21 protein-coding genes and 1 pseudogene are annotated in these 21750 nt (G+C 69.2%); 21 read left to right on the top strand and 1 reads right to left on the bottom strand.

Features of this window, described 5'->3' with window-relative positions; translation table 11 throughout:
• The first annotated feature begins 51 nt into the window (after nucleotides 1-51).
• The 12 genes from rpsP (at nucleotide 52) to FRANCCI3_RS18085 (ending at nucleotide 9902) form a co-directional block, all read left to right on the top strand.
• Nucleotides 52-498, top strand: coding sequence for a 30S ribosomal protein S16 (gene rpsP, locus FRANCCI3_RS18140; RefSeq protein ID WP_011437970.1), 447 nt, complete (start codon nucleotides 52-54; stop codon nucleotides 496-498).
• On the top strand, nucleotides 499-732 hold the full coding sequence (locus FRANCCI3_RS18135; protein WP_011437969.1) for an RNA-binding protein: 234 nt from the start codon (nucleotides 499-501) through the stop codon (nucleotides 730-732).
• Nucleotides 733-779: 47 nt separating this feature from the next.
• Entirely contained in the window at nucleotides 780-1319 is a 540-nt protein-coding gene (gene rimM / locus FRANCCI3_RS18130; RefSeq protein ID WP_011437968.1) for a ribosome maturation factor RimM, read from the top strand.
• Nucleotides 1320-1441: 122 nt separating this feature from the next.
• The gene (gene trmD / locus FRANCCI3_RS18125; RefSeq protein ID WP_011437967.1) at nucleotides 1442-2254 is read left to right on the top strand and encodes a tRNA (guanosine(37)-N1)-methyltransferase TrmD; all 813 of its coding nucleotides are present in this window, start codon (nucleotides 1442-1444) and stop codon (nucleotides 2252-2254) included.
• 220 nt (nucleotides 2255-2474) lie between these two features.
• Entirely contained in the window at nucleotides 2475-2831 is a 357-nt protein-coding gene (rplS, locus tag FRANCCI3_RS18120) for a 50S ribosomal protein L19 (protein WP_011437966.1), read from the top strand.
• A 184-nt stretch (nucleotides 2832-3015) separates the two neighbouring features.
• On the top strand, nucleotides 3016-4074 hold the full coding sequence (lepB, locus tag FRANCCI3_RS18115) for a signal peptidase I (RefSeq protein WP_011437965.1): 1059 nt from the start codon (nucleotides 3016-3018) through the stop codon (nucleotides 4072-4074).
• Nucleotides 4071-4793 carry a ribonuclease HII gene (locus tag FRANCCI3_RS18110; RefSeq protein ID WP_011437964.1) on the top strand — a complete coding sequence of 241 codons (723 nt, stop codon included), beginning with the start codon at nucleotides 4071-4073 and terminating at the stop codon, nucleotides 4791-4793. The genes lepB and FRANCCI3_RS18110 overlap by 4 nt, the downstream gene beginning before the upstream one ends.
• Complete coding sequence (locus FRANCCI3_RS18105; protein ID WP_011437963.1) at nucleotides 4790-5086, top strand: DUF2469 domain-containing protein; 297 nt, start codon at nucleotides 4790-4792, stop codon at nucleotides 5084-5086. The genes FRANCCI3_RS18110 and FRANCCI3_RS18105 overlap by 4 nt, the downstream gene beginning before the upstream one ends.
• A gap of 300 nt (nucleotides 5087-5386) precedes the next feature.
• Complete coding sequence (locus FRANCCI3_RS18100) at nucleotides 5387-5743, top strand: YraN family protein (RefSeq protein WP_011437962.1); 357 nt, start codon at nucleotides 5387-5389, stop codon at nucleotides 5741-5743.
• Entirely contained in the window at nucleotides 5743-7278 is a 1536-nt protein-coding gene (locus FRANCCI3_RS18095) for a YifB family Mg chelatase-like AAA ATPase (protein WP_011437961.1), read from the top strand. The genes FRANCCI3_RS18100 and FRANCCI3_RS18095 overlap by 1 nt, the downstream gene beginning before the upstream one ends.
• A gap of 110 nt (nucleotides 7279-7388) precedes the next feature.
• Nucleotides 7389-8729 (top strand): DNA-processing protein DprA, encoded by a 1341-nt coding sequence (dprA, locus tag FRANCCI3_RS18090; protein ID WP_011437960.1) that lies wholly within the window; start codon nucleotides 7389-7391, stop codon nucleotides 8727-8729.
• Nucleotides 8730-8816: 87 nt separating this feature from the next.
• Entirely contained in the window at nucleotides 8817-9902 is a 1086-nt protein-coding gene (locus tag FRANCCI3_RS18085) for a tyrosine-type recombinase/integrase (RefSeq protein ID WP_023840225.1), read from the top strand.
• A gap of 93 nt (nucleotides 9903-9995) precedes the next feature.
• Here FRANCCI3_RS18085 and FRANCCI3_RS27570 read toward each other — a convergent pair.
• Nucleotides 9996-10934, bottom strand: a pseudogene (locus tag FRANCCI3_RS27570) (M23 family metallopeptidase); the annotation flags it as partial.
• A gap of 553 nt (nucleotides 10935-11487) precedes the next feature.
• Between FRANCCI3_RS27570 and rpsB the strand changes: the two are divergent.
• The 9 genes from rpsB (at nucleotide 11488) to ispG (ending at nucleotide 21749) form a co-directional block, all read left to right on the top strand.
• Nucleotides 11488-12357, top strand: a complete 870-nt coding sequence (gene rpsB / locus FRANCCI3_RS18075; RefSeq protein ID WP_011437957.1) for a 30S ribosomal protein S2 — start codon at nucleotides 11488-11490, stop codon at nucleotides 12355-12357.
• Nucleotides 12358-12622: 265 nt separating this feature from the next.
• Nucleotides 12623-13237, top strand: coding sequence for a translation elongation factor Ts (gene tsf, locus FRANCCI3_RS18070; protein ID WP_011437956.1), 615 nt, complete (start codon nucleotides 12623-12625; stop codon nucleotides 13235-13237).
• Between the two features lie 276 nt (nucleotides 13238-13513).
• A complete protein-coding gene (gene frr / locus FRANCCI3_RS18065) occupies nucleotides 13514-14071 on the top strand; it encodes a ribosome recycling factor (protein WP_011437955.1) in 558 nt (185 codons plus the stop codon).
• Nucleotides 14072-14209: 138 nt separating this feature from the next.
• Nucleotides 14210-15151: a phosphatidate cytidylyltransferase gene (locus FRANCCI3_RS18060; RefSeq protein ID WP_011437954.1), complete on the top strand. Its 942-nt coding sequence runs from the start codon at nucleotides 14210-14212 to the stop codon at nucleotides 15149-15151.
• Between the two features lie 101 nt (nucleotides 15152-15252).
• On the top strand, nucleotides 15253-16518 hold the full coding sequence (rlmN, locus tag FRANCCI3_RS18055) for a 23S rRNA (adenine(2503)-C(2))-methyltransferase RlmN (RefSeq protein WP_011437953.1): 1266 nt from the start codon (nucleotides 15253-15255) through the stop codon (nucleotides 16516-16518).
• Entirely contained in the window at nucleotides 16499-17827 is a 1329-nt protein-coding gene (locus FRANCCI3_RS18050) for an alpha/beta hydrolase family esterase (RefSeq protein ID WP_236701432.1), read from the top strand. The genes rlmN and FRANCCI3_RS18050 overlap by 20 nt, the downstream gene beginning before the upstream one ends.
• A 161-nt stretch (nucleotides 17828-17988) precedes the next feature.
• Nucleotides 17989-19269: a 1-deoxy-D-xylulose-5-phosphate reductoisomerase gene (gene dxr / locus FRANCCI3_RS18045; protein ID WP_011437951.1), complete on the top strand. Its 1281-nt coding sequence runs from the start codon at nucleotides 17989-17991 to the stop codon at nucleotides 19267-19269.
• 31 nt (nucleotides 19270-19300) lie between these two features.
• Nucleotides 19301-20485, top strand: coding sequence for a M50 family metallopeptidase (locus tag FRANCCI3_RS18040; RefSeq protein ID WP_011437950.1), 1185 nt, complete (start codon nucleotides 19301-19303; stop codon nucleotides 20483-20485).
• 109 nt (nucleotides 20486-20594) lie between these two features.
• A complete protein-coding gene (ispG, locus tag FRANCCI3_RS18035) occupies nucleotides 20595-21749 on the top strand; it encodes a flavodoxin-dependent (E)-4-hydroxy-3-methylbut-2-enyl-diphosphate synthase (RefSeq protein WP_011437949.1) in 1155 nt (384 codons plus the stop codon).
• Nucleotide 21750 lies beyond the last annotated feature (1 nt).

Genomic DNA, 21750 nt, shown 5'->3' with positions numbered 1-21750 from the left:
CAGCCATGGAAAACCAGTGGTCATCGACATGTCTGGAGCCGTTCGACCACCGTGGCAACCAAGATTAAACTGCAGCGTCTCGGCAAGATGCGCGAGCCGCACTACCGCATCGTCGTGGCCGATGCCCGTACCAAGCGGGATGGTCGGGTCATCGAGTCCATCGGGCAGTACCACCCCAAGTCTGACCCGAGCATCATCAAGGTCGACGCCGAGCGGGTGGGGCACTGGCTCTCGGTCGGTGCACAGCCCACCGAGCCCGTCCTCGCGATCCTCAAGGTCACCGGGGACTGGCAGAAGTTCAAGAACCTGCCGGCGCCCCCGCCGATGAAGGTCGCCGAGCCAAAGGCGGACAAGCGGGAGATCTTCCAGGCGGCCGCGCGGGCCGCCGCGGGCGCCGAGGACCGGCCGGCGACCACGCCGAAGAAGGCCAAGAAGTCCGGGTCGGCAGAGGAAGCGGAAGCCGCCCCGGCCACGGACGCACCGGCCGCGGGGCAGTAGGTGCTGGAGGCGGCCCTCGAACATCTCGTGCGAGGCATCGTCGATCACCCCGACGACGTCCGGGTGGACCTGAACAACGGTCGGCGTGGACGCACCCTGGAGGTTCGGGTGCACCCCGAAGATCTCGGGAAGGTCATCGGTCGGCGAGGTCGTACCGCTCGTGCGCTGCGCACGGTGATGGGTGGTGTCGGAGGCCGGGGCCTTCGGATCGACGTCGTCGATGTGGATCGTTAGGATCTGTCGGCGTTGTCGCGAGCTTCGTCCTGATTGCCCGAGAAGTCGTGGCTGAGGAGATCGTCGTCGGGCGGATCGGCCGTCCGCATGGCATCCGCGGTGAGGTCACGATCGAGATTCGTACCGACGTGCCCCACCGCAGGTTTGTCGTAGGGGCGGTCCTCGGTCGCGAGGGGGGGGGGACTGCGCTCACCGTCTCCGGCGCTCATTGGCACTCGGGCCGCCTGTTGCTTCACTTTCGCGGGGTGGACGATCGTGGCGCCGCGGAGGCGCTGCGCGGCGTGCTCCTGACCATCGACGCGGATCAGGCGGGATCGCCGCTCGACGACGCCGACGGTGACGGCGAAGCCGTGGAGATGTGGTGGGATCGGGACCTGGTCGGCCTGCGGGCGGTGACCACGGCGGGCATGTTGTTGGGGCACGTCACCGACATCATTCACTCCCCTGCGGGAGACCTGCTCGCGATCGGCGGCCCGGACGGTGGCGAGCATCTCGTCCCCTTCGTCCGTGACATCGTGCCGACCGTCGACCCCCCCGCCGGCCGGATCGTCGTGGATCCGCCGCCCGGCCTGCTCGATCTCGATTAACCCGGGTCCTGGGCGGGAAGTCGGCTGCGCGCCCTCGGCCCGGTCTTCGGCTGGCGGGTAGATCGGGTTTCTGGGCAGGCAGCCGATATCTCTGAAAGAGCCGATATCTCTGAAAGCAGCCGATGCGCGCCGACATCGTCACCATCTTCCCGGCCTATCTCGAGCCCCTGCGTCTGTCGCTCGTGGGCCGGGCTCAGGAGCACGGAACCCTGCAGATCCATACACATGATCTGCGGATGTGGACCACGGATGTTCATCGCACCGTGGATGACGCCCCCTACGGGGGAGGCCCGGGGATGGTCATGCGGCCCGAGCCCTGGGACGCGGCGTTGTCGCAGATCACCGCACGAGTGGCCGATAGCCGGCCCCGGGTCGTCGTGCCGACCCCGGCGGGGACTCCGTTCACTCAGCGCCACGCCGAAGAACTGGCGCGCGAGCCCTGGCTGGTGTTCTGCTGCGGGCGCTACGAGGGCATCGACGCCAGAGTGATCGAGACCTGGGCCGATGACGAGATCTCCATTGGAGACTATGTGCTGGCCGGGGGCGAGGCCGCGACCCTGGTGATTCTCGAAGCGGTTACGCGGCTGCTGCCCGGAGTACTCGGTAACAGCGCCTCAGTCGCCGATGACTCTTTCTCCGACGGCTTGCTGGAGGGCCCGGTCTACACCCGTCCGCCGGTATGGCGGGGGACCGAGGTGCCGCCCGTTCTCCGCTCAGGCGATCATGAGGCGATCGCCCGCTGGCGTCGTTCCCAGGCGCTTCGTCGTACCCTGTTGCGGCGCCCGGACCTCCTGGAACACCGCGAGTTCGCCGAAGCGGACCGAGTCGTACTCGCTGCCGCCGCGGCCGAGGCGGCCGGGCGGATGCTGCCGGCCCCCACCGAGGGGACGGGCCTGATCCATCATCGTGACGTCGAGGGGCCGGGCGAGGGGTAGGGCGGTCCGCTCTCTCTCCCGGGTGTGGCACAGTAGGATGCAGTGTCCGTCGGTTCGTGACCGGTTCGGGCGGCCTCGGGTCGCATGTCTTTCCCGCGGGACACCTCGCGGTGATTGCGTCCACCCATGCCGGCCGGGTCGGCCTCGACCACGGATTGTCCACCTCGGTGCGTTCCGGGGCCGCGGACCATCCATCTCAACTCTTCAGGAAGCGACTGCCATGCACACCCTGGACAGCCTCGACGCCGAGTCGCTGAGGACCGACGTGCCCGAGTTCTGGCCGGGCGACACCCTCAAGGTCCACGTGCGGGTCGTCGAAGGAAACCGTCAGCGCATCCAGGTCTTCCAGGGTGCCGTCATCCGCCGCCAGGGTGGCGGGGTGCGGGAGACCTTCACCGTCCGTAAGGTCAGCTTCGGCGTAGGCGTGGAGCGGACCTTTCCCCTCCACAGCCCGATCGTCTCGAAGATCGAGATCGTGAGCCGTGGTGACGTCCGACGGGCCAAGCTGTACTACCTGCGTCAGCTGCGCGGTAAGGCCGCCAAGATCAAGGAGAAGCGTGAGCCGGTCGCGCGCTGAGGCCACCGCCACCCCGTGACGCGTCCGGATTCTCCATCCGCGACTTGCCGGTTGCCCGTGCAGGTGGCGCCGCCGTTGATGGACGAAGATAGGCGGCACGGTCCGCAACGCTGTCGCAAGGTGCGGCTGGTGGCACGTCGACCGGTCCGATGAGGTTTGACGGTCGATTCTGCGAGGTGGCGGCGTGAATGCATCCGATCCCAGTGGGCCTCGGGTACCGGGAAGAACCGATGGCGGTCAGCCGGACGGTGCGTGGCCGAGCCCTGCGGCCGAGCCTGACGGCCCGAAGGACCAGGCACAGCCCGACGGTCCGGAAGCCACCGGTCGTCGGGTTTCCCGGCCCGAGGCGGCGCGGACCCGTGGCCGTGGCTCGTTCCTCCGCGAGCTCCCGGTCCTTGTGCTGATCGCCTTTCTGCTCGCCCTGCTCATCAAGGCTTTTCTGGTCCAGGCGTTCTGGATCCCCTCGGAGTCGATGGAGCGGACGCTGCTGGTTGACGACCGGGTTCTCGTCAACAAGGTCGTCTACCACTTCCGCGACGTGCACCGGGGTGAGATCGTCGTCTTCAATGGCAAGGGAACCGGATTCGATCATGCCGAGTCCGTCGTCCCGCCGCCGAGCAACGCGTTCAGCAGGTTCGTTCGTGGCGCGCAGAACCTGTTGGGTCTCGGGGCCCCGAGCGAGACCGACTTCATCAAACGCGTCATAGCGGTCGGCGGCGACACGGTCGCGTGTTGCGATACCGCGGGCAGAGTCTCGGTCAACGGCCATCCGCTCGACGAGCCGTACGTCTACCAGAACGACTATCAGCGGTTCGGTCCGCTGACCGTCCCGGCTGGCTACCTGTGGGTGATGGGTGACCATCGCGGGGCCTCCTCGGATGCCCGGCAGAACGGACCGATCCCGAAGCATGCGGTGGTGGGACGGGCCTTCGTCCGTGTCTGGCCACTTGGCCGGTTCGGATTCCTGGGCGTTCCGAACGATTTCGCCGGGATTCCCGCCGCGTCGGTGCTGCCTCCGGCTCCTCGTGCGTCGGCCGGGTCGACCACATCCGCCGCGCTGTCTTCTACCGGCGACGCCGTGGTGCCGCTGCCGGGCTACCCGGCCACGGATGACGTATCCCTGTTCGCCCTTGCCGTGCTGATCCCTCCGGCGTGGACCGCCACCCGTCGGCCTCGCCGGATGCCACGAGGATCCACGCGCACGCGCGCACCAGGGACGGCTCGCCGCCGCGGTCCGTCATGAGACACTACGGTGTCGCTCTTCGCCGGGATGCCGGGCTGTTCGGTTACGAGCGCGCCCTGAACAGGCATGGTCTCGGCCCGGTCGCAGGGGTCGATGAGGCGGGTCGTGGGGCATGCGCCGGACCCCTGGTCATCGCCGCGGTGATTCTGGCTCCGGAGGCTCGTCAGCGGCTGGCGCGGTTGGCTGACTCCAAGCTCCTGACCGAGCAGATCCGTGAGAGCGTTTTCGAGGACGTGATGGCCGCCGCCGCGGCGTGGTCGACCGTCGTCATCTCCGCGGCCGAGATCGATCGGGTCGGCTTGCACGTGGCCAACATCACCGGAATGCGACGCGCGGTGGCGCGCCTGTCTGCGCGCCCGGGTTACGTGCTCACGGATGGATTCGCGGTCGCCGGTTTCGGAGTGGAGTCGTTGGCGGTGGTGAAGGGAGACCGGGTGGTCGCGTGCGTGGCGGCAGCTTCGGTCGTGGCGAAGGTGACGAGGGACCGGATCATGCGTGCGTTGCACACGCGCTATGCCGAGTACGATTTCGCGCAGCACAAGGGATACGTCACCGCGGCCCACGCGGCGGCGCTGGCGCGCTGCGGACCGTGTGACGAGCATCGGATGTCGTACGTCAACGTGGCTGCGCATGCGGCGACGACGAGGGAAGCACGATCGTTGCGGCTGGAGGACAGGGTGCTTGTGACCAGCCGGCATGGCGTCACGGAGACTGTATGAGCGCGGAAGACCTCGAGAAGTATGAGACCGAGATGGAGCTGCAGCTCTATCGCGAGTACCGCGACGTGGTGGGGCTGTTCTCGTATGTGATCGAAACCGAGCGCCGCTTCTACCTCGCGAACGACTACCAGATCGAGGTCAGGAACAGCACGGACGGCGAGGTCTTCTTCGAGTTGATCTTGCGGGACGCCTGGGTGTGGGACATGTTCCGGCCTGCGCGTTTTGTTAAGAATGTCCGAGTAGTCACCTTTAAAGATATCAACGTCGAGGAGTTGACCAAGGCCGAGCTCTGACGCCGACTCTCGGCGTCACGCTTTCCCGGCCCGGCTGCCTGATCGCCTCGGCATCTTGATCGTCTCGGCGGTATGTTCGGCGGATCGGCACCTCATTCCGGTCGGCTGTCGCCTGGATCGACGGTGCGATTCGACCCGTCACCGAAGTCCGTGATGACCCGCTGAGATGTCCGCCCAGCTCGCTCCTGTGGAGAAACCCTCGTCATCCACATGTCGATCATGTGGATGGCTCTCCGGCCCGCCCACGTCCACGCTGGTCACGACCGGCGGGCACCCGTCCCCCGGCGAACGGGAGCGGCGATGCGGGCAAAGGACGCACTGGGCAGGTTCGGCGAAGATGTCGCCGCCCGCCATCTGGCGGCGGTCGGCGCCGAGATCCTCGACCGTAACTGGCGCTGCCGCGAGGGCGAGCTCGACCTTGTTGTGCAGGACGGTGAGAGCCTGGTGTTCTGCGAGGTCAAGACCCGATCCGGGACGCGTTACGGATCGGCCGCCGAGGCCGTCGTAGGTCGCAAGGCGGCTCGGATCAGACGCCTGGCCGCCCGGTGGCTCGCCGAGCACCCCCACGCCTCGTCATTGGTGCGTTTCGACGTCCTCCTGGTGTCCCGTCCTTCGACGGGTCCGGTTCGTGTCGAGCACATCCGGGGAGCGTTCTGATGGCTCTCGCGCGGGCCCGGGCGGTGGCGGTCGTCGGGGTCGAAGGTCACATCGTCGAGGTGGAGGCGGATCTCGCCGATGGTCTTCCGCGGCTGACTCTCATCGGTCTGCCCGATGCCGCGTTGCATGAGTCGCGGGATCGGATTCGCGCCGCGATCGTGAACTCGGGCCAACGGTGGCCTGATCGGCGCATCACGCTCGGGTTGTTCCCCGCCACCCTCCCGAAATCGGGCAGTGGTTTCGACCTGGCCATGGCGGTGGCGATCCTCACCGCGGCCGGCGTGGTGCCGCGCGCCGCCCTGCTCCGTCGGGTACTCATCGGCGAGTTGGCGCTGGATGGCCGGGTGCGCGGTGTCCGCGGGGTGCTCCCGGCGGTACTTCGGGCGGTGGCTGCCGGTGTCGAACGGGTCGTGGTGCCGGCGGGCAACGCCGCCGAGGCGGCGCTGGTACCGGGCGCGGTGGTGGAGCCCGCTGTCGATCTCATCAGTGTGCTGGCGCTCCTGCGGGGAGAGATCGCCGCCGAGCCCGTGGCGGCCCCCACGACCGAAGCTGCCTCCACCGACGGTCAGGCCGGGGATCTGGCGGACGTGGCGGGGCAGAGCAGGGGCCGGCTGGCCGTCGAGGTCGCGGCGGCCGGTGGCCACCACCTGTTCATGCAGGGGCCGCCCGGCAGTGGCAAGACCATGCTGGCCGACAGACTGCCCGGGTTGCTGCCGAACCTCGGTACCGAGGCCGCTCTCGAGGTGACCGCGGTCCATTCGGTCGCCGGCCTGCTGCCCGCGGACTGCCCGCTCGTCACCCGACCGCCGTATCGCAGCCCGCACCACAGCGCGACCCCGGCGGCACTCGTCGGGGCAGGCTCGACGGTGATCCGGCCCGGGCTGGCCAGTCAGGCGCACCGGGGCATCCTATTTTTGGACGAGGCTCCGGAGTTTACCCGTCAAAGTCTCGATGCGCTACGTCAACCGTTGGAGAGCGGAGAGATCGAGATCGCCCGCGCTCGCGCGACGACCCGGTTTCCCGCCCGCTTTCAGCTGGTTCTGGCGGCGAATCCCTGCCCGTGTTCGAAGGCCCGTGGCCCGCGCGCGGTGGGCTGCGAATGTCCGAGCCTGGTCCGTCGGCGCTATCTGGCCCGTCTGTCCGGGCCGCTCCTGGATCGGATCGACATCCAGGTGGCGTTGAGCGCTCCCAGCCGGGCGGAGCTACGGGCGGACCGTGGCCAGGGTGATTCGTCCGCGGTTGTCGCGGCGCGGGTCGCCGCGGCCCAGGATGCGACCCGGGTCCGACTGGCCGGAACGCCGTGGCGGCTCAACGCGGAGGTGCCGGGGCCGGCGATGCGCCGCCTGTGGCCGCTGCCGGCGAGGGCGACGGCCGTGGCCGAGCGGGCATTCGAAAGAGGCCTGCTCACCGCGCGCGGTCTCGACCGTGTCCTGAGGTTGGCGTGGACCTTCGCCGATCTCGCCGGCCGGGGCACGCCCGGTCCCGAGCAGTTCGGTGCCGCGCTGGATCTGAGATTGCCCGGGTGGTCGGCATGAGCGTGGGAGACCCCCATGGGGACGCTCCTGACCGTGACGTGAACCGTGTCGCCCAGCAGGAAGAAGCCGCAGAAGAAGCCGCATCCGGTGCCGTCTTCAGGGAGTGGGACATGAGCTCGACGACTCCGCCGGATGCCCGGGGGGCGGATCCCGCTTCCGCGCCCGGGAGGGTGGCACCGGGTGACAGCGACTGGTCGGATCCCGAGCGGTTGGCCCGTGTCGCCCTGGCTCGCGTCTTCGGCCCGGAACATCGTCGCGTGGCCGTCGAGGTCAGGCGTCGGGGTGCGTTCGAGGTGTGGAATGCGCTCCGGGCGGCGCATCCGAGTGTCGATCCGGTTCGGGACCTGGACGCGGCATGGCGCGCCGGCGCCCGGCTGGTCTGTCCCCAGGACGCCGAGTGGCCCCTCGAACTGGATGCCCTGGACCGCCTTCGGGACGCGGGGGATGGTTCGATGATCGGCACTCCACTGGCTCTGTGGGTTCGCGGTCCGCTCAACCTGAGCGAGCTCCCACCCCGGGCGGTCACAGTCGTGGGCTGCCGGACCGCGACCAGCTACGGGCTGCATCTCGCCGGAGAGATCGCGTTTGCGATGGCGGAACAGGGATGGGCCGTGGTGTCGGGAGCCGCGTTCGGCATTGACGCAGCGGCACATCGGGGGGCGTTGGCCGCAGCCGGACCGACGGTGGCGGTGCTCGCCGGGGGTGTTGACGTTCCCTACCCGACCGCCCATGTGGAACTGCTGGAGGAGATCGCCCGTACCGGGGCGGTAGTCAGCGAGGTGTCGCCGGGCACGCCGCCGTACCGACGCCGATTCCTCACCCGTAATCGCATCATCGCGGCTCTGTCCCGGGGGACGGTCCTGGTCGAGGCGGGCCACCGTAGCGGCGCGCTGAACACGGTCGCCCACACCCGTCGGCTCGGTCGTCCCGTCATGGTCGTTCCGGGACCGGTGACCAGCGCCATGAGCGCAGGCTGTCACCGGCTGCTCCGGGACTTCCGTGAACAGACGGTTCTGGTCACCGGGGCCGAGGACATCAGGGAGGAAATCGCGAGTATCGGATCGCTCGTACAGCGGCCGGCGAGCGGGAATGGCCCGCGGGACGGATTGTCCGAGGCGGTGCGCGAGCTTCTCGACGCGATGCCGGCCCGCGCTGCCGTCGGGGTGTCCGTGCTGGCGCGCCGCACCGGCCTGCGCCCCGAGGCGGTGCTGGCGATGCTGGGCCCACTCGCGGTGGAGGGGCTGGTCGAGAACGTGGCGGGCGGTTACCGCCTCACGGATCTGGGCCGAGCGCCGTCGAACCCGTCCCATCCCGCAACGTCCGGCAGGAGGTCCGGTACCCAACCGGGTGCCGCCCACGGCGGGGCGGATCGTTCCCCGACGCGCAGTACCGCGGATCCGGGACTCGACGGGGAAAACCCCGACGGCGAAAACCCCGACGGGGAGACCTGAGTCAGCCCGGATGCAATGTCCCCGGGTGCAGTGTCACGGACGCCGCGGCGTCTTGACGAGAACCATCGATGTTGCCACGGTCGTCTCATGGTCCTGCGAGGCGAGAGCGCCGAGGAGCCCGCCGACGGTCGGCTTCTGCCGCGGCAGCGCTCCCGAGCGACGTGTGGATCAGACGCCCGGCCAGTCGAGATCGTCGAGACACCCGAGTCCGACTGGGACACGGCGGTCGCGGGTTTTCTCCGCCACCTCATCGCGGAGCTGGCCCGATCTCCTGAGACCGTGCGTGCCTACGCCGCCGACCTCGCTAACCTGCGCGCTCATGCGGAGCGGATGGGCTGTTCGGTCCTCGCCGACCTCGATCTGGCGCTTTTGCGGAGCTGGCTCGCTTCGATGCGCGCCGCCGGGGCGGCGCCGGCAAGCCTGGCCCGGCGCGCCTCGATGGCCCGGGTCTTCTCTTCCTATGCGGCGCGCCATGGCTTCCTCGACACCGACGTCGCCGCACGGCTCGTGGGTAACCGTACGGTCAGAAGGGTGCCTGAGGTGCTCACCGCCGCGGCCGCGCGTCAGCTCCTTGAGAACCCTTCGCCTGATGTGTCGCCCCCGGGCACGTCGCAGCCGTCCGGGCTGCCGGACTCGACGGCAGACTCCGAGCGGGTCGTACGGCGGGCGGTGGAGCTGCGGGACGCACTCGTTCTCGAGCTTCTGTATGGCAGCGGAATCCGGGTGTCCGAGCTGTGCGGTCTTGACCTGGGGCACATTGATGACGACCGAAGGTTGCTGCGGGTCCTCGGTAAGGGCGGCAAGGAACGCAGCGTGCCGTTCGGTGTGCCGGCGGTGGCCGCCCTACGGTCCTGGAGATCAACGGGACGGCCGCGGCTGATGACCGCTCGTAGCGGGCGTGCGCTGCTCCTCGGCCTGCGCGGAGGTCGCCTCGATCCGCGCACGGTACGGCGGATTCTGACGACGAGGGTGGCGGCCGGTGTCGCTCCGGCCGGCCTGACTCCGCATGGTCTGCGGCATTCGGCGGCGACGCACATGCTGGAAGGCGGGGCCGATCTGCGCTCCGTCCAGGAATTTCTCGGCCATGCGAGTCTCGCGACCACGCAGATCTACACCCATGTGACACCGGAACGGTTGCGCGCGGCCTTCGAGCAGGCTCACCCCCGAGCCTGAGACAAGGCCGGGGGACCCAGGGGAGCGATCTGCTGGGAGGAGGGGCAGGAGGCGGGGCGGAGTTCTGCGGAAGAACAGCAGGGGATCGAGGTAGTCTATCCCGCGCAGAAGCCCCCAGTGCAGGCATGCGGCCACCGGACAGCCTGGATGGCCATCGCTCATCCAGCCGAGCAGGTCTCCGGCTCGGACCGCGGTTCCGGGGCTGATCGCCGGCGTCAGTGGTTCGTAGGTCGTGCGGAGGTCGCCATGCGTGACGGTGACGATGCCGCGGTTCGCCACGGACCCGGCGAAACTCACCACCCCGTCGGCCGCGGCGAGAACCGGGGCGGCCGGAGAGGCCTTGAGGTCGACTCCGCGATGACCGGGTCCGTAGGGCGAAGGCGGGCGTTTGAAACCGCGGCTCACCGTGACGGCCCCCGACAACGGCCATCGCAGAGCCCGGACCCCGCCGCCGTGGGCCGGCGGTGCCGCGGAGTTCTCCGGTCCGACGTCGCCGGGTGGCGGGTCCGGGTGCTCGTCCCCTTCTCCGCCGCCCAGCGGGCCAGCGGCCGGCGGGGTCACGGCCGGCCGCGTTCGTTCCCCGGCCCGGCGGGCCGCCGGCCGGAGGGATCGTGGGGCGGAGGGAGGCCGGACGGCGGGAGTCGCCGGTCGTCGAGGTGACGAGGTCGCCTTCGGCGCGGGGGCCGGGGGCGAGGGGGCCGGATGTGCCGCCGGCGTTGACCGCGCCGTGGACGGAGCAGGTGTCGTCGAGGGTTCCGCCGACGTGCCGGGGGTGAGCCTGAGAGGAGGTGGGCCCGCGGTCCTCACCACAGCCCGAACCTGGCTGACCCCCAGAGCCTGCTCGATGACGTCGTGGCGGGGCTCGGTACGGAATCCGTCACCGGGGCCGAGCCCACCGGCGGAGTCGGTCGCACCGGACGGGGCAGACCGCCCAGGCTCGGACAAGGACTCGGGCAAGGCGGTGGTGCTCCGTTGCGGATCACGTGCCGCCAGGACGAGGCGTGGCCCGTCGGCGTGTGGCTTGATCGGCATCGTGACGGGCCGTCCCAGGGCGATCAGGATGGCGACCGCCGGGATGACGAGCCAGAGCGGGTCGAAGCGTGGCAAAGGGGGCATGACGGTGACACCTCCGGGTCCGGGGGAGGCGCGGCGGCCGGATCCGGTCCAGGTCCGCTCGTCCGGCCGCCGCTGTGCCGGTCCGAAGGGGGAGCGGACCGGCCTCGTCCACGGTGCGGCGTTTTGACGCCGTTGGGTAGACCGGCCGTGTGATCTGTGGATAACTCCCGCCGCGTGCTGTCGATGCCCGCGCTCTGTGGACATCGCCGGCCGGTCCGTTGATCCGATCCGATGTGGTAGTCCGATGGATCCTCGTGCCCGGCGGGTATCATCGATCGCAGGGCCCGTCCACCGGGCCCAGTTCGCACGCCCACTGTCGATGATCCGGATCTGATCATCGGAAGGGTCTCCTCGGTCCGCCGCACAGCGGCGGCCACGACCAATCGGGCGTCAGGGGCTGCCGTCGTCAGATGGCGCCGTCACAACCGAGGCGTCCCGGCCCAGGCCGGGCGGGAAGGAGCGACGTCCGATGGCCGTCGTCACCATGAAGCAGCTGCTGGAGAGCGGTGTGCACTTCGGGCACCAGACCAAGCGCTGGAATCCGAAGATGAAGCGGTACATCTTCACCGAACGTAACGGCATTTACATCATCGACCTGCAGCAGACACTGTCCTACATCGACCGCGCCTACGACTTCGTCAAGGAGACCGTGGCGCACGGTGGGACGGTCCTGTTCATCGGGACGAAGAAGCAGGCCCAGGAGGCAATCGAGGAACACGCGGCCCGGGTCGGAATGCCGTACGTCAAGGAGCGGTGGCTCGGTGGCATGTTGACCAACTTCTCCACGGTCTACAAGCGTCTTCAGCGGCTCAAGGAGCTCGAGGAGATCGAGGTGACCGGTGGTACCGAGGTGCGCACGAAGAAGGAGCAGCTCGTGCTGACCCGGGAGAAGGTCAAGCTGGAGCGCACCCTCGGCGGTATCCGCGACATGAGCCGGGTGCCGAGCGCGGTGTGGGTCGTCGACACCAAGAAGGAGCACATCGCCGTCGGTGAGGCCCGCAAGCTCGGCATTCCCGTCGTGGCGATTCTCGACACGAACTGCGACCCGGACGAGGTCGACTACCCGATCCCCGGCAACGACGACGCGATCCGCAGCGCTGCCCTGCTCACCCGGGTGGTCGCCGATGCGGTCGCGGACGGTCTGATGGCCCGTGCGGGCGCCTCGAGCTCTGCCGATGCCAAGCCCGAGCAGTCCGCGGGTGAGGAGCCGCTCGCCGAGTGGGAGCAGGCCCTGCTGCGTGGTGAGGCACCTGCCGAGGCCCCGGGTGCGGTGGAGCCGGCGACGGCGGAGCCCGCGGACGGGACACGGCCGGACGCCGCGGTCGGCACCGCGGTCTGACCCGCTACCGCGTCTCATTCGCCTGCGGTGGTGGCGATCGACCAACGGTGACATTGTGTGAGGATGACGGTGGTTCCCCGAGTCGGGTCGGGGACCACCGCTCCCGAATGTCAGGCCTGGTTCCGGTGGTCGGACCCGTGCACCGGATCGGGCGCGCAGCCAGGGCCGCTCGGGCGGGCGCTCCCGCGGCGCCCGGCGGGCACCGCGGGACCGGGGCCGATAGAACTACGACAGCATCCAGACCCACACCGACGAGAAGAGCACCATGGCAGAGATTTCAGTCGCTGACATCCGGAAGCTCCGGGAGCTCACCGGCGCTGGGATGAGCGACGTCAAGAAGGCGTTGGTCGACAACGCCGGGGACTTCGAGAAGGCGAAGTCCTGGCTGCGGGAGAAGGGCAAGGCGCAGGTCGCCAAGCGTGCGGCACGCAGCGCCGCCAACGGCCTGGTCGAGTCCTATCTGCACCGGACCGACCCGCAGCTCCCGCCCACCCTCGGCGTGCTCGTCGAGCTTCGCTGCGAGACGGACTTCGTGGCCAAGACCGAGGACTTCAAGCAACTCGCCCGCGATCTCGCGCAGCACATCGCCGCGGCGGACCCGCTGTACGTCACCGCCGAGCAGATCCCGAACGAGGTCCTCGAGGCGGAGCGAAAGATCTACGAGGCCGCGGCCCGCGAGGAGGGCAAGCCCGAGCAGGCGATCGCGAAGATCGTTGAAGGGCGCGTCAACGGGTATGTGAAGAGCAGCGTGCTGCTTGACCAGCCATGGGTGAAGGACGGCAAGGTGACCATCCGAGCTCTGCTCGACCAGGCCGGCGCGTCACTGGGTGAGAAGATCGAGGTCGGTCGGTTCTCCCGGTTCAACATCCGCCAGGCCTGAGCGTCGTCGGACCGCCGGCTCCCTGTCGGGTGGCCGGCGGCCGTCGGCTCCGAGGCTTCTCGGTGGGTGCGGTGTCGGCCCAGGTCGGCGGGGACGTCGTGGTAGGGCACACTGCAGGCGGCGGCTGTGCGATCATCGGTCAGGCGAATCCGGGACCGGGCGGGACGGCTTCGCCCCTGGGACGACGAACTCGGCTGCGCTCGGCCGAACCGCGGTGATGACAGGACCGGCGCCCGGTGGACGCCGGCGGACCAGGAACAGACGGAAGGAAATGCGGTGATCGACGACACGCTTCTCGAGGCCGAGGAGAAGATGGAGAAGGCGGTCTCGGTCGCCAGGGAGGACTTCGCGAACATCCGCACGGGGCGTATCACTCCCGCGGTCTTCTCCAAGATCCTGGTGGACTACTACGGCGCTCCGACACCGGTGCAGCAGCTCGCGTCGTTCCACATCCCGGAGCCACGTATGGTGATCATCACGCCTTACGACAAGTCGTCCCTGGGGGCGATCGAGAAGGCCGTGCGTGATTCCGATCTCGGGGTCAACCCGAGCAATGACGGCACCATCATCCGGTGTGTTTTTCCGGAGCTGTCCGAGCAACGGCGTCGCGATCTTGTCAAGGTGGCTCGGACCAAGGCCGAGGAAGCCCGGGTGAGTATCCGCAACGTCCGACGTCACGCCAAGGACACGATCGATCGGATCGTGCGGGACGGCGATGCCGGCGAGGACGAGGGCCGGCGGGGTGAGAAGGATCTCGACGAGGCAACCCACCGATACGTCGGACAGGTGGATGAACTTCTTCGGCTCAAGGAATCGGATCTTCTCTCGGTTTGATCACTCCCGCGTCCGTTCTCGATACCGGCCGCTCGCTCCGATGTTCGGTTCCCATGGTCTCGGAATCGCCTGGACGGTCCCCGGATCCGCGCATGACGCATACGCGATGCGGCGGTCGCTGCCCACGGCCGGGCAGCCATGACGACTGTCGACGGCCGCGCGGTGGCTGAGTCCGGGCCGTCCGGGTCATCCGCGCCGCCGGGATCCTCGCCGCCGGGATCCTCGCCTGGGTCCGGTAATCACGGCCGGCCCGCCGGGACGGCGTCCCGGCCCTCACGTGCCGGCCGCAATCTGCCGGCCGCCATCGGTGTCGGCATCCTTCTCGGTGCCGTCATCCTCGTTCCGCTGTTCACCCTGCGGGTGATCTTTGTCGGGGTGATCAGTGCCGCGATGGCCCTGGGCACCCACGAGGTGGTCCGCGCGATCCGACTGACGCAGGTACGGGTTCCCCTGCTTCCCCTGGTTGCCGGGGCGGCGGCCATGCCGGTCGTCGCGTACGCCGACGGGACCACCGGCCTGCTGCTGACTCTCGCCGGCACCATCGGCGTGGCGGCGCTGGTCCGTGCTTTCGGGCCGTCCACGGGTCTGCTCCGCGACGTCGCCGGCGCCGCGTTCGTGGCCGGCTACATCGGCTTTCCGGCCGGCTTCGCCGCGCTGCTCACCGAACCCTCCGATGGTCGCTGGCGAGTCGTCGCCTTTCTGGGAACGGTGGTGGCCAGCGACGTCGGTGGTTACACGGCCGGTGTCCTCTCCGGCGGTCGGCACAAGATGGCCCCCACCGTCTCCCCGGGGAAGTCGTGGGAGGGATTCGCCGGTTCGGCGGTGACCTGTGTGATCGTCGCCGGGATCGTGCTGGCCTGGCCGCTGGAGGCCGAGGCCTGGCAGGGCGTTCTGCTGGGGCTGGCGGTCGCGTGTACCGCGACGATCGGCGACCTGGGTGAGTCTCTGCTCAAGCGCGACATCGGCATCAAGGATATGAGCAGCCTGCTGCCCGGCCATGGTGGCCTGATGGACCGTCTGGACTCGTTGTTGTGCACCGCCCCGGTCGCCTGGCTTCTGATCACTTCCTTCCTGAACTGATCGAAACCGGGTCCAGTCGACCGGTCTCGCCTCTCGTAGGCCCCTTCGGACAGATCCGTGCATTCGTCTCGGTCGCGGTCACCTGGCAGACTGGATCCGCGATGACTGCCACGACCGCCGAATCCGGACGTCCGGACCAGCCCCCGACCGCCGAGGCGGGCCGGCCCGTGCGGCTGACGCTCACCCGGCGAGCGGGCCGAGCGCCGCGTCACCTCGCCGACCTGACCCGGCAGGAACGGCGTGACGTCGCGGTGTCGCTGGGGCAGCCGGCCTTCCGCGCCGATCAGGTGGCCCGGCACTACTATGCGCGGTTGATCGCCGCCGATGAGCCCGAGGCGATGACCGACCTGCCGGAGCGGGACCGCCAGCCGCTCCTCGACGCCCTGCTGCCGAGGCTGCTCGTCCCGGTGCGGACGCTGAGCTGCGACGACGGTCTGACCCGCAAGACGGCATGGCGGACCGTGGACGGCGCTTCTCTCGAGTCTGTGATCATGAGATATCCGGATCGCGCGACGGTCTGTGTGTCGAGCCAGGCGGGCTGCGGCATGGGCTGCCCGTTCTGTGCCACCGGTCAGGGGGGGCTGACCCGAAACCTGTCGACCGCGGAGATCGTCGAACAGGTCGTGCACGCCGCCCGGGTTCTCCGGCGCCGTGAGCTCGCGGGCGGCGAGACCAGGTTGTCGAACGTGGTCTTCATGGGGATGGGCGAGCCGCTGGCGAACTATGCCGCGGTGATCGCCGCGCTACGCCGCCTCACCGCTCACCCCCCCGAGGGCCTGGGCCTGTCGGCTCGCGGCCTGACGGTCAGCACCGTCGGCCTTGTTCCGGCGATTCGTCGTCTCGCCGGAGAGGGCCTGCCGGTGACTCTGGCGGTGTCCCTGCACGCCCCGGACGACGTTCTGCGGAACGAACTCGTCCCCATCAACACCCGTTGGCCGGTGGTCGAGGTGCTCGCGGCCGCCTGGGAGTACGCCGAGGTGACCGGCAGACGGGTAAGCGTCGAGTACGCGCTGATCGACGGGGTCAACGATGACGTGGGACGCGCCGACGCCCTCGCGGACCTGCTCGTCGGCCGGCTCGCGCATGTGAACCTCATTCCGTTGAATCCGACCGGTGGATCCTCGTGGCGCGCCAGCGCCCCGGCCGGCCAGCGCGCGTTCGTCCGCAGGCTCCGGGACCGCGGCATCGTGACGACGGTGCGCGACACCCGGGGCCGGGAGATCGCGGCAGCCTGCGGACAGCTCGCGGCCGAGCCGGCCGGGAAGCCGGAGCGGACGGACCGGCCGGAGCAGGTCGGATCCGACCGTCTCGTCGAGTTCGGTGCCGTGGGGAGCACGACGCCTGACGGTGACCGTGTCCTTCGGTAGTCCGACGAGTCGACGCCGGGGGGCCTCCCGGCCGGGTATCCGGGCGACGAACACCGTATGGCTGCCGATCACGGCCGCCGCCGGAGTGTTGCTGCTGCTCCTGTGGTACGCGATGTCCCAGGAGCCGGGGCCGGCGAAGACCTCGGCGACCCAGGCCGCTCTCGGAGCATCCGGCGGTCGTGCCGCCGGTGCCGCCGTGGCGTCGGCCATACCGTTGCCCACGGTCCCACCGCCCCCCGAGAGCGGCTGCGTCACCGGGAAGACCCTGCCGTCCGGGATCGGTACCCGCGCGCTGCGGGTGGGAGGAACCGAGCGCGGCTACGTCCTCGCCGTACCGACCGCGGGTCCACGGGCCAGGCCACTACCACTGATCTTCAATTTCCATGATCTGAATCAGACGCCGGAAGATCTGGAAGCGTACACGCGGCTCGCCGATCAGGGGACGAAGGCGGGCTTCGTGGTCGCCGCCCCGATCGGGACGCAGATGCGGTGGAACTTCACCAGATCGAAGGCGGTGGGACCCGACGACGTACTCTTCGTCGGCGCGCTGCTCAACGACCTCGTTGGTCAGATGTGCCTGGACGCGGGACGCGTCTTCGCCGTGGGCTACGGGGACGGCGCGAACATGGTGCTCACGCTGGCCTGCGCGCTGCCGGGCCGTCTTGCGGCGGCGGTGACCGTCGGGTCGAGCGTGCTGCCCGGCTCCTGCGCCAAGCCCGCCACCAACGTCCTGGAGATCCATGGGACCTCGGACCAGATCGCACCGTATGCCGGCGGAGGTGCTCCGCGACCGGTCCCCTTCACCGGGGTCGTCGCGCAGCCCGTGGAAGACCGGCTCGCCCGGTACGCCTCCGCTCTGGGCTGCGGCGGAGCCCGCCAGACCTCCCGGGACACGGCCGCCTGGCAGCGCACCGTGTGGAGCGGCTGCCCAGCCGGCCACGATGTCGGACTGTTAGCCATGCAGGGCGCGGGGCACACCTGGCCGGGGGCGCAGGCACGCCCGGCGCTGGGTCCGACCTCCGTCAGCCTGAGTGCCACCATTGTGGCGTTGACCTATTTCGGTTACACGCCTACGCCCGCGACAAGTGGCCTGCCCGCTCCCGCCGTCTCCGCCGGTCCCGCCGGCCCGGGCGTCGCCACCAGTCCGACTCCCGCGGCACCGTCGGCTGAATCCTCCGGACCCGCCGCATCCTCCGGACCTGCCACCACGCCCGCGTCGCCCGCCGCCCCGGATGCCGCCCCCCGTGCCGAACCGTCCGGGCAGCCGGCAGCCGGCGCCACACCTTCTTCCTCACCCGGCCGGGGATGAGTAGACGTCGGAGCCGTCGTCGACGTGACCGACCGGGCCGACGTGCCACCCCGATCGGGGTGGCCGATCGGGGTGGGCGGCGACCGCAAAGTCCTGCCCACCAGACCTGACGAAACGTAGTTGTCACTGGACCCATTGCGCATCTTCGGGTGGCACCTGTCATGAACCGAACAGGGCGGCGTCGAGCGGTCGGTGGGCCTGAGAGAATAGGTGACGTGGTGGAGGCTTCGATCCTGCGTGAGGTTGTCCTGCTCGGGTCCACCGGTTCGATCGGAACCCAGGCAATAGATGTCGTACGCCGCAACCCGCAGCGGTTCCGGGTGGTGGCGTTGATGGGCGGCGGGTCCCGGGTGGACCTGCTCGCCGCTCAGGCACTGGACCTCGGCGTCCAGGCCGTGGGAGTGGCGGCGGCCTCGGCCGCTCAGGACCTCCAGCTGGCCTTCTTCGCCGAGGCGTCGCGGCGTGGCTACCGTCGGGGTGAGTTCCCCGTGCCAAAGATTCTCGCCGGTCCCGACGCCGCGAGCGAGATCGCGGCGTGGCCATGCGACATCGTCCTCAACGGCATCACCGGCTCGGTCGGGTTGGCCCCGACGCTCGCGGCGCTGGCCGCCGGCCGGACTGTGGCGTTGGCGAACAAGGAATCGTTGGTCGCCGGGGGGCCGTTGGTGCTCGACGCGCTCGGTGGCGACCCCGACCGCCTGGTGCCGGTGGATTCCGAGCACTCCGCACTGGCGCAGTGCCTGCGTGGCGGGCGGCGGGACGAGGTACGCAAACTGGTGTTGACCGCCAGCGGAGGTCCCTTCCGCGGGCGCCGCCGCGACGAGCTTGCCGCCGTTACCCCGGAGCAGGCGTTGGCCCATCCCACCTGGGACATGGGACCCCTGGTGACGATCAACTCGGCGACCCTGATGAACAAGGGGCTTGAGCTGATCGAGGCGCACCTGTTCTTCGGGGTTCCCTACGACGACATCGAGGTCGTCGTGCACCCCCAGTCGTTGGTGCACTCGATGGTCGAGTTCACCGACGGCTCGACGATCGCTCAGGTCTCCCCACCGGACATGCGACTGCCCATCGCGCTGGCGCTCGGCTGGCCGGACCGGGTGGCGCAGGCACAGCCGCCGATGGACTGGTCGCGGGCGCAGGCGCTTACCTTCGAACCGCTGGACGAGGTGGCGTTCCCGGCGGTGGAGCTCGCGCGCACAGCCGGGCGGCGCGGCGGCACCGCCCCCGCGGTCTTCAACGCCGCGAACGAGGAGGCGGTGGCGGCCTTCCTCGCCGGGCGGCTGCCCTTCATCCGTATCGTCGACCTGGTGGCCGAGGTCATCGCCGAGCACGAAGTGATCGATCATCCCACGGTGGAGGAGGTGTTCGCCACCGAACGAGCCGCGCGGGCGGCGGCAGGGCGGCTGATCCGGCGCGAGACCGAACGGGACACGGTATGAGCCGCCCCCCCGGCGCCGAGGGGGCGGTCTGATGGAGCTTCTCGGCATTGCGGCGTTCGCACTGGCCCTGCTGGTGTCGGTCGTCGCGCACGAGGCCGGGCATTTCGTGACGGCCCGGCACTACGGCATGAAGGCCTCCAAGTTCTTCGTCGGTTTCGGGCCGACCATCTGGTCCCGGCGGCGGGGGGAGACCGAGTACGGTGTCAAGGCCATTCCGGCCGGCGGTTTCGTCAAGATCGAGGGGATGACTCCGCTCGAGGAGATCGATCCGGCCGATGAACCCCGCGCCTTCCACAATGCGCGGGCGCGGGCCCGGCTCGTGGTCATGTCGGCCGGTTCCTTCGTGCATTTCGTCATCGCCATCGTGCTGGTCTACGGAGTGCTCGTTGTCCTGGGCACGACCACGATCAGCGAGTCGAGGGTCGGCGCGACGAGTTGCATCGCCACGACCGCGACTTGTTCCGGACCGGGGCCGGCCGCGGCGGCCGGTCTGCGGCCGGGTGACCGGATCGTCAGCTTCGGCGGAGTTCCGGTCACGACCTGGACGCAGTTCACCCGGCAGGTGCGTGCGCACGGAGCGGGGCCTGCGGTGATGGTCGTCGAACGGGACGGCCGCACCCTCACTCTCACGCCGAACCTGGTGGAGGTCCGGCGCGATCGGGAGACCGGGCAGGCGGGCGACGACCGGGTCGGCGCCTTGGGCGTCAAACCGGGAACCGAGACAGTGCACTACAACCCGATCGAAGCGGTGCCCCGCACCTTCGATGTCATCGGGTCCGGGTTCACCGGCATGTACGAAACGCTGACCCGCCGGATCGGTGATATCGGTAATATCTTCAGCGACAACCGCGACCCCCAGGGTTTCATCAGCGTGGTGGGAGCGGCGCGTATCGGCGGTGACGTGGTCTCGGCCGAGGGCAGTTCGGCCGTGGACCGGGTGCGGAACCTTCTCATTCTGGTCGCCGCGATCAATCTCGCGGTCGGAATTTTTAACCTGTTGCCCCTACTCCCGTTGGACGGCGGTCATATTGCCGTGCTGGGCTTCGAGCAGGCCCGGCACGGTCTACGCAGGCTCCGGGGTTATCGCGGTCCGGTGCAGAAGGTGGATTTCGCCAAACTGTTACCAGCCACGTACGCCACGGTCGTCGTATTGCTCGGGTTCAGTCTGCTTGTCCTGTCCGCCGACATCGTCAATCCCATTCGCCTGAATCAGTAATTTCGTATGAACATGCGCGACGGTGTGCCATTCTGCCCTGCCTCCTGCAGCCGACAGGCCGAGTCAGTCGCACGTCGATCTTCGTCTCCGATTCGCCAGTGAGGACAACGTGACCGTAACTCTGGGCATGCCAACCGCTCCGGCCCGTCCGCTCGGCACGCGGCGGCACAGCCGGCAGATCCACGTGGGCAACGTCCTGGTCGGGGGTGACGCTCCGGTCTCCGTTCAGTCGATGTGCACCACGTTGACGTCGGACGTCAACGCCACGCTGCAGCAGATCGCACAGCTGACAGCGTCGGGATGCCAGATCGTCCGGGTCGCGGTGCCAAGCCAGGACGACGCCGACGCCCTCGCCGCGATCGCCCGCAAGTCCCCGATCCCGGTGATTGCCGATATCCACTTCCAGCCCAAGTACGTCTTCGCCGCGATCGACGCGGGCTGCGCCGCGGTCCGGGTCAACCCCGGCAACATCAAGGCTTTTGACGACAAGGTCGGGGAGATTGCTCGCGCGGCGAAGGCCGCCGGCGTTCCGATCCGGATCGGGGTCAACGCGGGTTCACTCGACAAGCGGCTGTTGGCGAAGTACGGCAAGGCCACGCCGGAGGCGCTGACGGAGTCGGCCTTGTGGGAATGCTCGCTGTTCGAGGAGCACGACTTCCGTGACATCAAGATCTCGGTGAAGCACCACGACCCGGTCGTCATGATCCAGGCGTACCGGCTGCTCGCCCAGGCCTGCGACTACCCGCTGCACCTCGGTGTCACCGAGGCCGGACCGTCCTTCCAGGGCACGGTCAAGTCCGCGGTCGCCTTCGGGGCCCTGCTCGCCGAGGGAATCGGTGACACGATCAGGGTGTCGCTGTCGGCACCGCCGGTCGAGGAGGTGAAGGTCGGCACCGCGATCCTGGAGTCCCTGGGACTTCGGCAGCGTAAGCTCGAAATCGTATCCTGCCCTTCCTGCGGTCGGGCTCAGGTCGATGTCTACACCCTTGCCAATCAGGTCAGCGCCGGTCTCGAGGGCATGGAGGTCCCGTTGCGCGTCGCCGTCATGGGCTGCGTCGTGAACGGGCCGGGCGAGGCCAGGGAGGCCGATCTCGGCGTCGCATCCGGGAACGGCAAGGGTCAGATCTTCGTCCGAGGTGAGGTCGTGAAGACCGTTCCGGAGGCGCAGATCGTGGAAACCCTCATTGAGGAAGCCATGCGGCTGGCCGAGGAGATGGCGGCGGACGGCACCCCGTCCGGCGAACCCTCGGTTTCCGTGGGTTAAC

The sequence above is a fragment of the Frankia casuarinae genome, assembly GCF_000013345.1.
GTDB lineage: Bacteria > Actinomycetota > Actinomycetes > Frankiales > Frankiaceae > Frankia > Frankia casuarinae.
This window is presented reverse-complemented; position numbering and strand designations above follow the sequence as displayed.

Coding starts and splice junctions, on each gene's coding strand:
- rplS (WP_011437966.1), top strand. CDS start 2,475: ATGCACACCCTGGACAGCCTCGACGCCGAGTCGCTGAGGACCGACGTG.
- rpsB (WP_011437957.1), top strand. CDS start 11,488: ATGGCCGTCGTCACCATGAAGCAGCTGCTGGAGAGCGGTGTGCACTTC.
- rlmN (WP_011437953.1), top strand. CDS start 15,253: ATGACTGCCACGACCGCCGAATCCGGACGTCCGGACCAGCCCCCGACC.
- FRANCCI3_RS18085 (WP_023840225.1), top strand. CDS start 8,817: ATGGTCCTGCGAGGCGAGAGCGCCGAGGAGCCCGCCGACGGTCGGCTT.
- FRANCCI3_RS18105 (WP_011437963.1), top strand. CDS start 4,790: ATGAGCGCGGAAGACCTCGAGAAGTATGAGACCGAGATGGAGCTGCAG.
- trmD (WP_011437967.1), top strand. CDS start 1,442: ATGCGCGCCGACATCGTCACCATCTTCCCGGCCTATCTCGAGCCCCTG.
- dxr (WP_011437951.1), top strand. CDS start 17,989: ATGAACCGAACAGGGCGGCGTCGAGCGGTCGGTGGGCCTGAGAGAATA.
- FRANCCI3_RS18060 (WP_011437954.1), top strand. CDS start 14,210: ATGACGACTGTCGACGGCCGCGCGGTGGCTGAGTCCGGGCCGTCCGGG.
- FRANCCI3_RS18110 (WP_011437964.1), top strand. CDS start 4,071: ATGAGACACTACGGTGTCGCTCTTCGCCGGGATGCCGGGCTGTTCGGT.
- FRANCCI3_RS18095 (WP_011437961.1), top strand. CDS start 5,743: ATGGCTCTCGCGCGGGCCCGGGCGGTGGCGGTCGTCGGGGTCGAAGGT.
- dprA (WP_011437960.1), top strand. CDS start 7,389: ATGAGCTCGACGACTCCGCCGGATGCCCGGGGGGCGGATCCCGCTTCC.
- tsf (WP_011437956.1), top strand. CDS start 12,623: ATGGCAGAGATTTCAGTCGCTGACATCCGGAAGCTCCGGGAGCTCACC.
- FRANCCI3_RS18100 (WP_011437962.1), top strand. CDS start 5,387: ATGCGGGCAAAGGACGCACTGGGCAGGTTCGGCGAAGATGTCGCCGCC.
- FRANCCI3_RS18040 (WP_011437950.1), top strand. CDS start 19,301: ATGGAGCTTCTCGGCATTGCGGCGTTCGCACTGGCCCTGCTGGTGTCG.